9 protein-coding genes and 1 tRNA gene are annotated in these 12,379 nt (G+C 62.9%); 4 read left to right on the top strand and 6 right to left on the bottom strand.

Annotated elements, in window-relative coordinates; all coding sequences use genetic code 11:
• Positions 1–150: 150 nt before the first annotated feature.
• The 3 genes from murU to VFW93_RS10960 form a co-directional block, all read right to left on the bottom strand.
• A complete protein-coding gene (murU, locus tag VFW93_RS10970) occupies positions 151–867 on the bottom strand; it encodes an N-acetylmuramate alpha-1-phosphate uridylyltransferase MurU (RefSeq protein WP_329694035.1) in 717 nt (238 codons plus the stop codon).
• Positions 868–928: 61 nt separating this feature from the next.
• A complete protein-coding gene (locus tag VFW93_RS10965) occupies positions 929–2,026 on the bottom strand; it encodes a fatty acid desaturase (protein WP_329694034.1) in 1,098 nt (365 codons plus the stop codon).
• An 85-nt stretch (positions 2,027–2,111) separates the two neighbouring features.
• On the bottom strand, positions 2,112–3,155 hold the full coding sequence (locus tag VFW93_RS10960; protein ID WP_329694033.1) for an AraC family transcriptional regulator: 1,044 nt from the start codon (positions 3,153–3,155) through the stop codon (positions 2,112–2,114).
• 156 nt (positions 3,156–3,311) lie between these two features.
• Here VFW93_RS10960 and VFW93_RS10955 point away from each other — a divergent pair, with 156 nt between their 5' ends.
• On the top strand, positions 3,312–5,093 hold the full coding sequence (locus VFW93_RS10955) for a methyl-accepting chemotaxis protein (protein WP_329694032.1): 1,782 nt from the start codon (positions 3,312–3,314) through the stop codon (positions 5,091–5,093).
• A gap of 71 nt (positions 5,094–5,164) precedes the next feature.
• Here VFW93_RS10955 and VFW93_RS10950 read toward each other — a convergent pair whose 3' ends face one another.
• Positions 5,165–6,736 carry a methyl-accepting chemotaxis protein gene (locus tag VFW93_RS10950; RefSeq protein WP_329694031.1) on the bottom strand — a complete coding sequence of 524 codons (1,572 nt, stop codon included), beginning with the start codon at positions 6,734–6,736 and terminating at the stop codon, positions 5,165–5,167.
• Positions 6,737–6,977: 241 nt separating this feature from the next.
• Between VFW93_RS10950 and VFW93_RS10945 the strand changes: the two genes are divergently transcribed.
• Positions 6,978–7,193: a hypothetical protein gene (locus VFW93_RS10945; protein ID WP_329694030.1), complete on the top strand. Its 216-nt coding sequence runs from the start codon at positions 6,978–6,980 to the stop codon at positions 7,191–7,193.
• Between the two features lie 21 nt (positions 7,194–7,214).
• Positions 7,215–8,600: a class II fumarate hydratase gene (gene fumC, locus VFW93_RS10940; protein WP_329694029.1), complete on the top strand. Its 1,386-nt coding sequence runs from the start codon at positions 7,215–7,217 to the stop codon at positions 8,598–8,600.
• Positions 8,601–8,613: 13 nt separating this feature from the next.
• On the opposite strand, the gene VFW93_RS10935 is transcribed toward fumC, so the two are convergent.
• Positions 8,614–10,056 (bottom strand): HAMP domain-containing sensor histidine kinase, encoded by a 1,443-nt coding sequence (locus VFW93_RS10935; RefSeq protein ID WP_329694028.1) that lies wholly within the window; start codon positions 10,054–10,056, stop codon positions 8,614–8,616.
• A gap of 167 nt (positions 10,057–10,223) precedes the next feature.
• Positions 10,224–10,300 (bottom strand) — tRNA-Met (locus VFW93_RS10930).
• Positions 10,301–10,467: 167 nt separating this feature from the next.
• Between VFW93_RS10930 and htpG the strand changes: the two genes are divergently transcribed.
• Positions 10,468–12,366, top strand: coding sequence for a molecular chaperone HtpG (gene htpG, locus VFW93_RS10925; protein ID WP_329694027.1), 1,899 nt, complete (start codon positions 10,468–10,470; stop codon positions 12,364–12,366).
• The last annotated feature ends 13 nt before the right edge of the window (positions 12,367–12,379 follow it).

Here is a 12,379-nt window from a genome sequence, read left to right as displayed (position 1 = left end):
GCAGGCCCGCTTCAGCCACCGCCAGCAGGCAGGCCTGGCGCAAGGCCTCTGGCTGGGTCATCCAGGGATGGGCGGCATGGCAGCCTGCCAGATCAGCCGTGAGGTGCGTGCCCTGCGGCCGCGTTGTCAGGTGGGGCATGGGAGGTGGGCTCAGCGAGATGGCGCGGCCGTATTCAGTTCGGCCAGCCGCTGCGGTGTGCCCACGTCCACCCAGGGGCCCGTGTACAAGCGGCCCGAGAGCTTGCCCGCATCGATGGCGCGCTCCAGGCTCGGGCGCAGCGCGGCTTTGTCGCCAGGGTGGATGCCCGCCACCATCGCAGGCTTGTACAAACCGATGGTGGAGTATGTGTAGGCTGGTGTGCTGGCGGGCGCGGCGTCCTTGCGCAGCACACGGCCAGGCGCGGTCAGCGCAAAGTCACCTTGGGGCACATGCGCCGGATTGGGGACCAGCCACATCTGTCCCCAGTCGTCGCCTTGCACAAAGGCCTCTGCGGCCTCTGCTTCGAATCGGAAGCCTGGCACGAACACATCGCCGGCCAGCAACCAGAAGGCCTTGCCCAGCAAGGGCAGGGCCTTGGCCATGCCACCGGCGGTTTCCAGCGCGCCGCCATGGTCGCGGCCTTCCATCGAGTAATGGATGCGCAAACCCCAGCGTGCACCATCGCCCAAAGCGGCCGGGAACTGTTCCTCGAGGTGGGCGGTGTTGATCACCACGTCGCGCACGCCGTCGCGCGCCAGGGCTTCCAGATGCCATTCGATCAAGGGTTTGCCTTGCACGTGCAGCAAGGGCTTGGGCGTGGCATCGGTCAAAGGCCGCATGCGTTCGCCGCGGCCGGCGGCCAGGATCAGGGCAGGGAGCTGGGTCATGTGCGGAGGCTGCTTTCGCTGTCAGCCTCCGATTGTCGTGCATGCGCGCGGCAGCGCGATCTCAGGCGGTGCGCGTTTGTGGCGTGGGCGCTGTCGGCGTCAGGTGAAAGCGGTTGGCGCGCCTGAAGGTGCCGAAGTCATTGAAGCGCACGCCCATCTTGCGCATCACGTCGTGGGCGATACGGGCATTCCACTGGCGAATGTAGAAGGGCTCTTTCACCGCAAAGTGATGGATGGCGTGCGTGCTGCCGAAGTTGAAGCAGAACAGCTGCAGCGGCATCAGCCACCAGGGGTTGAGCACCTGGCACTGCTGCATGGCATTGCGCGCTTCCACGTCGCCGTAATAGTGCATGTTGGAGCTGATGAACTGGATGCTGAAGGTGCGCAGCAGGCTGGGCAGCATGTAGACCACACCGAACACGTCCAGCTTCTGCAGCAGGCCATCAGCCCATTGCGGGCCGCTGAAACCGAGCACGGGCGCCGCCCACATCACCACATGCAGCACGATCCAGGCATGGAACACGAAGTAGTACAGCGTGCCCAGTGGCAGGAAGGCCGAGGCCTGTTCGCGCAGCAGCTTGATGAACTCTTCCTTGCTGGCGGGCTGTTGGGCCTTGATGTAGCTGCGCACGGCCTTGCGCATGGTCAGGGGACGCAGCATCACGCCCAGCATGTTGTCGGCCGTCATCAGCAGGCGGCGCAGGCCCCAGGTCTCACCGTTGGTGATGCCGCGCTCTTCCAGATCGGACTCGGTGCCCGACACCTTGTGATGGTGCAGGTGCAGCTTGCGGCGCACGAAGGGGCTCACGGTGCTGGCCCGGGCCAGCCAGCCCACGGCCAGCATCAGGCTGTTGGCCCATGGCCTGGTGCGGAAGTACATCTGGTGGATGAGGTCGTGCTCCAGCTCGTGGATGAAGGAGGCGAAGATGGCGGTGACGGGCACGCACAGCCACCATGGGATCGCGCCTTCGATGTAGAGCCAGCCGCTGGCGATCATGCCGGCCAGCGAGACGACCATGATGGTCGCGCCAATGGCATCCTGGTGTGCCAGCCAGGGATGACGCTGGCGCAGGTCGACACCTGCTTGCAGCACCACCGAGCGGATGTGCTCTGACTTCTGCGCATCGCTCATGCGATTGGGGTTGATGTGTTTGCTCATGGTCTCCTCGTTATACGCAATCCTGAGGCAGGAGCGTACCGAGTTGGCCCGTATCAGCGTGAGGGGCAATCAGGCCGAAAACCTGTCAATTCGGGCCACGCCTGCTCTGGCGCTGGCGCCATTCACGAGGTGAAAAACCGGTCCACTTGGCAAAGGCCCGTGCGAAGTTGGCCGGGTCGGTGTAGCCCACCGCTTCGGCCACTTGCTTGATGGCCAGCGTCGGGTTGCCCAGCAGGCGCAGGCTGTCCTGGTGGCGCGCCTGGTCCAGCAGCACCTGAAAGCTGCAGCCCTCGTCCTGCAGTCGGCGCTTGAGCGTGCGCTCCGACATCAACAGCTTTTGCGCCATCGCCGCCACATCCGGGTAGCGCCCGTCTGTGCAGACCAGTTGGCTGCGCACCAGGTCTGCCGTGGTTTGCGACGCGGCCTTTTTGGCCATCTCCTGCTCGCAGCGGTCGATGGCCAGTTGCACGCTGACGGCATCCGCAGAGGGGATGGGCTCATCCAGCATGCGCGCCGGAAAGCGGATTTGCACGGCGGCCTGGTTGAAGCGAAAGCGTGGCAAGCGTGCCTTGTAGCGGGCGTAGGCCACCGGCTCTCCGTAGGGCACCCAGATCTCGCTTGTCCACCCGGCTGTGCTGGTGTCGGTGCCCAGCACCTTGGCAAACAGGCTGCACAACTCCACCAGCACCATGTCCAGAATCAGGGGGCGCTGCGGGCCCAGAGGTACGGTCTCGCGCAGGTCGATCACCACCTGATCGCCTTTGATCGACATCTCGCTGTGAAACACGGACACGCGCGCCTGGAAGTAGCGCTCGCTGAACTCGATGGCTTCGCGCAGGGTGGCGCAACTGATCAGTCCGAAGCCGACGAAGCCGTGCTTGGTGACCTGGCTGCGCAGGCCCAGTTCGTAGGCCAGGCCGCCGTCACCATCCAGGCGCAGCGCGTTGTTGAGCATGACCACGTATTGCCAGCCGCTGATCTGGGCGTGCTGGTCCTGCAGTTGGGCGTGTGTGAGGTCGGTGCCAGCCAGAACGTCCTCCACCATATGGCGACGCTCCACCATCAAGGACAGCAGAGACAGTCCGTACGTGGCAGGGATGTTCGGCGTGGGCGTCGATGCAGGCGGCATGGATTACAGCGTCAAACCGTGAAGCATTTGGGAACAACCATTCAAGTTGGCTGGTTTAGTGCCGATAGCCCATTGCTATCAAAGCGAACGGGGTCTGATTCTTTCACACAAGCTCGTTCGTGGTGTGTCATATCGCACGTACAGAGGATCTGCTCCATGAAGCTGACATCTCAGGTCAAATTGTTGTCCATCGGCATGTTTGTCGGTATCGGTATCGCCGGTTCCGTGGCGGTCTGGCAGGCCCAATCTGCTCGCGCAGACAATGACCATGCCTACCGGGCAGATACCTTGGCCACGGCGCATCTGGCCGAGGCCAACAGTGCCTTGTGGTCCTTGCGCTGGGGCGTGGCACAGTATCTTGCGCTCGGTGATGCCGACAAGCGCCAGAAGCTGATGGAAGGTGACAAGCAGCGCTATGAAGACTTCGATGCCGGCTTGAAGAAGTTTGGTGAGCAGCCCATTTCGGACGCGATCAAGGCAGGCCTGGCGGAAGTGCAGCAGAACTACAAGAAATACGCCGCGGCGCGTTCCCGCTGGTTTGAAATGATGAATGCGGGTCAGACCGATGAGGCCACCTCCTTTCGGGCGGCCGAGCTGACGCCCGCCGGTGCGGCCACAGTGGCCTCCATCAACAAGCTGATCGAGTCGGTAGGCAAGGAAGCCAAAGCCAATGTGGAAGCCCGAGATGCCCAGGCGGCCAGCACCAGCACATGGTTGCTTCTGCTGTGCGGGGTGATCGGTCTCGGTGGTGTGGCCGGAGGCTTCCTGCTGGCTGGCAACATCAATCGCCGTTTGGCCTATGCCAAGGCGCAGGCTGAAGAGTTGGCCGCACTCAACCTCACCGGCACCAACACGGACAAGGTTGATGACGAGGTGGGCGAGTTTGTGCTGGCGCTGGATCGCATGCGCTCCGAGATGTCCCACGTGGTGAGCACGGTGCGCCGCAACTCCGACAGTGTGGCCACCGCCAGCTCGCAGATCGCACAGGGCAACCAGGATTTGTCGGGTCGCACCGAGCAACAGGCTTCCTCGCTGCAGCAAACAGCCTCTTCGATGGAGGAGCTGGGTTCGACCGTGCGCCAGAACGCCGACAATGCGCGCCAGGCGAATCAACTCGCGCAAGGTGCATCCAGCGTGGCGGCACGCGGTGGCGAGGTGGTGTCTCAGGTGGTCGACACCATGAAGGGTATCAACGAGAGCTCGCGCAAGATCGCCGACATCATCACCGTGATCGATGGCATCGCCTTTCAGACCAATATCCTGGCGCTGAACGCGGCGGTGGAAGCCGCTCGTGCGGGTGAACAAGGGCGTGGCTTTGCGGTGGTGGCCGGCGAGGTGCGCAATCTGGCGCAACGCAGTGCCGAGGCCGCCAAGGAAATCAAGAGCCTGATCAGCACCAGCGTGGAGCGTGTCGAGCAAGGTACCGAGCTGGTTGACCAGGCTGGCTCGACCATGCAGGAGATCGTGGCCTCCATCAAGCGCGTGTCCGACATCATTGGTGAGATCAGCGCGGCCAGTGCCGAACAAAGCAGTGGTGTGGCCTCGGTCGGTGATGCCGTCAACCAGATGGACCAGGCCACTCAGCAGAACGCTGCGCTGGTGGAGCAAAGTGCGGCAGCAGCCGAGAGCCTCAAGCAGCAGGCTCAGCAACTGGTGCAAGCGGTGGCCGTGTTCAAGGTGGATCACGGCATGGGCGGTGCGGCTTCCAGGAGCATGCCGGCCTCGCCTGCCAGCTATGGTGGTCAGGAACGACGCGCAGGCAGCCGTGTGCAGCCCGCTGTCTCGTCTTCGCCTGCCACCACACCCGCCGCTGCACCGTCGTTTGCACCGCAACCGAAAGCCAGCGCGGCGCCTCGCAGCGAGCCATTGGCTTCGCCACCGTCGTTTGAACCGAAGAACGAGCCCAAGGGCGCAAGCGACGATTGGGAAACCTTCTGAGCACCGAAGGTCTCTTCCAAAAGCAAACCCGGCCTCGAGCCGGGTTTTTTTGTGGGCGGTGTGAGCCTGCCTCAGCGGTCCAGCTTGAATTCCGCGACGGCTTGCACCAGTTGCTGCGCCTGCTGCTTGAGGCTTTCGGCTGCCGCTGCACTTTGCTCCACCAGCGCAGCGTTCTGCTGCGTGGCCTCGTCCATCTGGCCAACTGCCTGACCGACTTGTGCCACACCTTCGCTCTGCTCCGTGCTGGCGTGACTGATCTTGCCCACGATGGCGGTCACATTCTGGATGGCCGTGACGACCTCGTTCATGGTGGCGCCGGCCTCGTCTACCTGCCGCGTACCTTCTTCAACGCGGTCCACACTGGTGGCGATCAGGCTCTTGATTTCACGTGCGGCACCAGCCGAGCGTTGAGCCAGGGAACGCACTTCGCTGGCCACCACGGCAAAGCCACGGCCTTGTTCACCTGCACGGGCGGCCTCCACGGCAGCGTTCAGGGCCAGGATGTTGGTCTGGAAGGCGATGCCATCGATCACGCCGATGATGTCGGCGATCTTGCGCGAGCTTTCGTTGATGCCCTTCATGGTGTCGACCACCTGGGCGACGACTTCGCCACCCTGAGAGGCCACTTGTGATGCGCCTTCGGCCAGTTGATTGGCTTCCATGGCGTTGGCGGCGTTTTGCCGCACGGTGACGCCCAGTTGTTGCGTCGAACTGGCCGTCTGCTGCAGATTGCCTGCCGTTTGCTCGGTGCGGTGGCTGAGGTCCGCGTTGCCCGCGGCCACCTCGGCGGAAGCCACTTCGATGCTGTCGGCGGTTGCGCGAACCTTCGAGATCACGCCAACCAGGTTGGTACGCATCTGCTCCAGGCGGCGAAGCAGGGAATCGATTTCATTGTCGCCATCAGCATGGATCTTCACGGACAGGTCGCCGTGCGCAATGGCGTTGGCGGTGGCATCAGCCTTTTCGAAGCCCTGGCGCAGATTGCGCAGCACTTGTGCCGACGCGAGCGTGCCGGGGATACCCAGGCCAATCGCCAGAACCATGAACCAGATGGCGGCCTTCTTGTGGCGTGCGTCGGCCTCTGCGGCAGCATGCGCAGCGGCATCCTCCTGATACTGGTGCAAGGTGTTGATGGACTTGAGCATGGCCTCGCCTTCGGTGCGTCCTGCCTTCAGGTAGCTCGCCATCACTTCGGTGCTGAATTCGTTGCGCTTCAGCGAGGCCAGCGCCTGATTGACTTCTCCCACCCAGGCCTTGCGCGTCTGATCGACCTCGGCAATCAGCCTGGCTTCGTCAGCGTCGGCTTTCATGTCTTTGATCAATGCCCACATTTTGTTCGTCTCTTCTCGCCGCTTCTCGTAGTTGTCGAAGTGGACTGACAGCGCGTGGTCGTGAATGCCGTGCAGGCGACCCTGTGGGTCATGCTGGAACATCAGCAGAACTTCGGCGCGATTGCGGCTGATGTTCTGGGCCATCTCGCCCAGCTTGTCGGCTTTGCTCATGCGCTCGCTGTGGACCACGTGCAGGCTGTCCGCTGCGCTCGACAGGCCGTTCCAGGCCACGGTTGCCAACAGCAGGAACGCAATCCAGAAGCAGATCACGATGCCTTTGAAGTAGTGGACGAGTTTGATGTTCTTGAGCATGGCGCATCCATTTCAGGCGAGTCGAAGCCGCCACGGCACAGGCCTGACCCGGCCGTGAGCGTGGTTTCACAGCACAGCTTATTCGGGGATGACCTTGCTTGCCGCCTGGATAAACGCGGTTCGCGCCCGCTTATTCGCGATGCCGAGGTGAGCTGGCGCCTTGACAGACGTTCACCGAGCGCGCACCCTGCAAGCGGAGTGGTCGCCATATCGGAGCCTTCCCTTGCAGAGAGGCATGATCGTGAGCCGCACAACCCGAAAACAGGCCGAATGGACCTTGCATCGCGCATTGGATGACCTGATCGAAGAAGGGGCCTATCCACTCGCAGGCGATGACATCGTCGCTCAGAGCGTGGAGGAGCGCATCGTTCTGAGTCTGGCCACCCCGTTGGCGCTGCCCCCTGGGCCGCAAACTGGGCTCAATGTCACGACCTTGCTCGGGCGCACGGCTTCCTGACGCCTCAGGTCGGCGCATACCGTGACACCTGCCACCCGAACCGAACACGACTCGCTGGGCGATGTACAGGTCAGCGCGGACGCCTTGTGGGGCGCTCAGACCCAGCGCTCCTTGCAGTACTTCCGGATTTCGACCGAGCGCATGCCGCTCGACTTGTTGATGGCGCTGGCGAGGGTCAAGCGCGCTGCGGCGCTGGTCAATGCCGATCTGGGCTTGCTGGACAGGCGGGTGTCGTCTGCCATCGATCAGGCCGCGCAAGAGGTGATGGCGCACCAGCATGACGCGGCCTTTCCGCTGTCTGTCTGGCAGACGGGATCCGGGACGCAAACCAATATGAACATGAACGAGGTGCTGGCCAACCGCGCCTCCGAGATCCTGGGCGCGGGGCGTGGTGCAGCGCGCTGTGTGCACCCCAATGACCATGTCAACCTGGGGCAGTCATCCAACGATGTTTTCCCTACGGCCATGTACGTGGCGGCGGCCGGCAACCTGAAGCGCGATCTGCTGCCAGCGCTGGGCTGCTTGCGCGCCACGCTGGCCGACAAGGCGCAAGCCTGTGCAGACATTGTCAAGATCGGGCGCACCCACCTTCAGGACGCCACACCCTTGACACTGGGCCAGGAGATGTCTGGCTGGGTGGCACAGCTGGATCATGCCCGCAAGGCCATCGAATCCACCTTGCCTGCCTTGTGCGAACTGGCCATTGGCGGCACGGCTGTGGGCAATGGGCTCAATACCGATCCTCGCTTTGGTGACCTGGTGGCAGCCAGCCTGGCGGCGCAAACAGGTCTGCCCCTGCGCTGCGCCGACAACCGTTTTGCCGCCCTGGCGGCCCACGATGCCCTGGTCCATGCCCATGGTGCGCTCAAGACGCTGGCGGTGGCGCTCATGAAGATCGCCAACGATGTGCGCTGGCTGGCCTCAGGGCCACGCTGCGGCCTGGGTGAGCTGCTGCTGCCCGAGAACGAGCCAGGCAGTTCCATCATGCCCGGCAAGGTCAACCCGACGCAATGCGAGGCCCTGACCATGGTGTGCTGCCAGGTGATGGGTCATGATGTGGCTCTGAGCATCGGCGGCGCTTCCGGGCAGTTCGAGCTCAATGTGTTCAAGCCCTTGATGGCTTACAACTTCCTTCAAAGCGTGCGCCTGCTGTCGGACGCCATGGCCGGCTTCGATCAGCACTGTGCCAGGGGCATGACGCCCGACAAGGCCCGCATCGACGAGTTGTTGCACCGCTCGCTGATGTTGGTAACGGCGCTGGTGCCGCACATCGGCTATGACCGGTCTGCCGAGATCGCCAGACGGGCACTGGCACAGGGCAGCTCCTTGCGCGAGGCGGCCCTGGCACTGGGCCATGTATCGCCAGCGCAATTTGACGAGTGGATGAAGCAGGTCCTGACGGGCTGATGCCGGATCGACGTCAGACGCCACCCTGCGGCAGCGTCACGCGCATGATCACTGCTTCGCCTGGCGCGTTGTGTGCCAGTTGCGCCGTGCCGCCATGCATGTGCATGACACGCCGGACGATGTGCAGGCCCAGTCCATGTCCGCCCGGTTGGGATGTGCGCGTTCCCCGCTTGCCGCGAGAGAACAGCTTGCCCACCAGTTCGGGCTCGAAGCCAGGGCCTTGGTCGCAAATGTCGATGCTCAGGCCCAGTGGGCTGTCCATGTCACGCACATGCACGGTCACCCGGCTCTGGGGTGGCGAGTAGGTCAGCGCGTTGGCAATCAGGTTGCGCAGCGCCAGGCGCATCAGGCTGGGGTTCACGTCGGCCGTTCTGGCCGCGGCCGAGCGCTCCACTTGAACCCGTGCGCGGTCCTGGGGCGAGATGTCGGCCAACACCAGTTCGATCAGGGTGTCCACGTCCGTTTCCTGTCGGTCCATGGGTTCCGGGCCGTCCAGCAGCACCGCGTCGGCCAGGGCGTTGTCCAGTGAGGCGGATACCTGCATCAGGACCGCATTGGCCCGTTGCAGCCGTACCAGGGCACCTTGTTCATCCTTGACCCGCGTCAGCACCGCTGCGGCAGACTGCAGCGCCGCCGACGCATTGTTCAAGGGCTGCCGAACCTCATGTGCCAGTACCCCCAGCATCTCTTCACGATGCGCCAGCAACTGCGTGCGTTCTTCGAGCAGCGCGGACAGTTCACTGGAGTGCAGTTCGATCTGCTTGCGCTTTTCCTGCTCGCGGCTCAATTCCATGGCGCGGGCCAGTTCCACCTCCCGTGCCGACTCCAGCGCAATGCCGATGTAGCCCAGGTTGCCGTACAGCGCGGCAACGACAGCCGCGACAAAGGCGAAGGTCAACGCCCAGCCAGGAGAGAAGGTCGCCATCTGCTGCATGTTGATCACGAAGATGACGCCGCGCACCACCATCGACACGGCAAACAGGGCGTAGGCCACCGAGAGCATGGCGGCACTGCGATAGCCTTTGAGCCTGAACATGCGCCATGACAGCCAGGCCAGCGTGGCCGCACCCAGGGCATTGCCGGCGGCGCTCAGCACCACGCGTGGCGCGTCGATGGTGGTCGTGGCCAGCAAGATCAGGTACAGCCCGCTGGGCAGGCCCCATGCCATCCAAGCCAGTTCGTGCCGCTCGCGCATGCCCAGGTCGCGTTGAAGTGACAGCGCTCGCAAAGGGTAGCTGCCAAAGATGAGCAGGTTGGCCACCGCAAAACTCAGCCAGTTGGGCGCAATATCCCTCAGGCCGATGAGCGTGGTGCCCACCCCGAGGGCGCCCCCACCGAGGCACCACAAGGCCACGGACCGTCCATCGTGGCGCCGCTTGAGGATCGACCACGCCGTGAGTGGCAACGCGATGTAGAGCAGGCCGATCAGGAAAAATGCTGTTTGCGGATGGAACATGTCGAAATGCGTGCGTGATGCCCCCAGGCCTCACATGGAGGCCAGCACGCAATGTAGCGCCTGCCGTTCATCGCAGGATGTCGGCCAGTCAATCTGCTCGGCATTCGAGTGACTTCTGTTCCGGAAATGAGAAAGGCCCCAGCATTGCTGCTGAGGCCTTTGAATTCTGGTGGCGCTTCAGGGATTCGAACCCCGGACCTGCGGATTATGATTCCGTCGCTCTAACCGGCTGAGCTAAAGCGCCATCGAGACCAAGATTCTATGACAGTTTTTGGCGAATGCGCAAGCCTTGCTAAAAAATTTCAAAAAATGATGTGCCGCTCTTGAAATCCTGCCGGTGCGCCGCCATCTGCCGAGCCATTCACCGTTCGTTCCTTTTTCAGCAACCCATTGTCTGCACAAGAACACGCCATGACAAAGCAAACCCACACCTTCCAGGCCGAGGTCAAGCAACTGCTGCACCTGGTGACGCACTCGCTGTACTCCAACAAGGAGATCTTCCTGCGCGAGCTGATCTCCAACGCCTCGGACGCCTGTGACAAGCTGCGCTTTGAAGCGCTGGACAACAGCGGCCTGTATGAAGACGCCCCCAATCTGGAAGTGCGCATCCTGGTCGACAAGGCCAACCGCACGCTCACCATCCGCGACAACGGCATCGGCATGAGCGAAGCCGAAGCCATCGATCACCTCGGTACCATCGCCAAGTCGGGCACCAAGGAGTTCATGGGCCGTCTGTCGGGCGATCAGCAGAAGGACGCCCAGCTCATCGGCCAGTTCGGCGTAGGCTTCTACAGCGGCTACATCGTGGCCGACAAGATCACCGTGGAATCACGCCGGGCAGGTGCTGCTGCCAACGAAGGCGTGCGCTGGATCAGCGAAGGCACGGGTGACTTCGAAGTCGAAGCCATCGACAAGCCCACCCGCGGCACCGACATCATCCTGCACCTGCGCGAAGGCGAAGACGAGTTCCTCTCCGCCTGGAAGCTGCGCAACATCATTGGCAAGTACTCCGACCACATCTCCCTGCCCATCCTGATGCAGAAGGAAGAGTGGGACAAGGACAAGAGCGAGTACGTCGTCAAGGACGAGTGGGAAACCGTCAACCAGGCGGCCGCGCTGTGGAGCCGTTCCAAGAGCGACATCACGGAAGATCAGTACAACGAGTTCTACAAGCAGATCAGCCACGACAGCGAAGCCCCGCTGGCCTACACGCACAACCGCGTCGAAGGCCGCAGCGAGTACACGCAACTGCTGTACGTGCCCGCCAAGGCACCTTACGACCTGTGGAACCGCGACAAGCGTGGCGGCCTCAAGCTCTACGTCAAGCGCGTCTTCATCATGGACGATGCCGAAGCCTTGCTGCCCAGCTACCTGCGCTTCGTCAAGGGCGTGGTCGACAGCGCCGATCTGCCGCTCAACGTGAGCCGCGAGATCCTGCAAGAGAGCCGTGACGTGAAGGCCATCCGCGAAGGCTGTACGAAGCGCATTTTGTCGATGCTGGAAGACATGGCGCACAACGATGACGCCGCGCTGCGCGACAAGTACGCCGCCTTCTGGGGCGAGTTCGGCACCGTGCTCAAGGAAGGCGTCGGCGAAGACTTTGCCAACCGCGAACGCCTGGCCAAGCTGATGCGCTTTGCCTCCACGCACAACGAAGGCGCCGAGCAGAACGTGTCCTTGGCCGACTACGTCAGCCGCATGAAGGAAGGCCAGGAGGCCATCTACGTGATCACGGCCGATTCCGTGGCCGCAGCCAAGAACAGCCCGCAACTCGAGATCTTCAAGAAGAAGGGCATCGAGGTGCTGCTGCTGACCGATCGCGTGGACGAGTGGCTGCTGTCGCACCTCTATGAGTTCGACGGCAAGCCGCTGCAAAGCGTGGCCAAGGGCGCCGTGGACCTGGGCAAGCTGCAGGACGAAGCAGAAAAGAAGAAGGCCGAAGAGGCTGCCGAGCAGTTCAAGCCCTTGCTGGAGCGCCTGCAGGCATCGCTGAAGGATGTGGCCAAGGAAGTGCGCGTCACCACGCGTCTGGTGGATTCGCCCGCCTGCCTGGTGATGGGTGAGGGTGATGTGTCAGGCCACCTGGCCCGCTTGCTCAAGCAGGCCGGCCAGAATGCGCCCGAAGCCAAGCCCACGCTCGAGATCAATCCCGAGCACGCGCTGGTCAAGAAGCTCGATACCAGCGAGCACTTCGACGATCTGGCCCATATCCTGTTTGACCAGGCCTTGCTGGCCGAAGGTGGTCAGCTGGAGGACCCAGCTGCCTATGTACGCCGCATCAATGCGCTGCTGGTGACGGCTGCCGTCTGATCGGACTGACTGA

The organism is Aquabacterium sp., assembly GCF_036279675.1.
Lineage (GTDB): Bacteria > Pseudomonadota > Gammaproteobacteria > Burkholderiales > Burkholderiaceae_C > Aquabacterium.
Note: the sequence above shows the minus strand (reverse complement) of the source record. Positions and strands in the feature narration are given on the sequence as shown.

Excerpts from the sequence above, each read along its gene's own strand:
- VFW93_RS10950 (WP_329694031.1), bottom strand. The coding sequence starts at position 6,736 with ATGCTCAAGAACATCAAACTCGTCCACTACTTCAAAGGCATCGTGATC.
- VFW93_RS10965 (WP_329694034.1), bottom strand. The coding sequence starts at position 2,026 with ATGAGCAAACACATCAACCCCAATCGCATGAGCGATGCGCAGAAGTCA.
- VFW93_RS10955 (WP_329694032.1), top strand. The coding sequence starts at position 3,312 with ATGAAGCTGACATCTCAGGTCAAATTGTTGTCCATCGGCATGTTTGTC.
- htpG (WP_329694027.1), top strand. The coding sequence starts at position 10,468 with ATGACAAAGCAAACCCACACCTTCCAGGCCGAGGTCAAGCAACTGCTG.
- VFW93_RS10935 (WP_329694028.1), bottom strand. The coding sequence starts at position 10,056 with ATGTTCCATCCGCAAACAGCATTTTTCCTGATCGGCCTGCTCTACATC.
- murU (WP_329694035.1), bottom strand. The coding sequence starts at position 867 with ATGACCCAGCTCCCTGCCCTGATCCTGGCCGCCGGCCGCGGCGAACGC.
- VFW93_RS10960 (WP_329694033.1), bottom strand. The coding sequence starts at position 3,155 with ATGCCGCCTGCATCGACGCCCACGCCGAACATCCCTGCCACGTACGGA.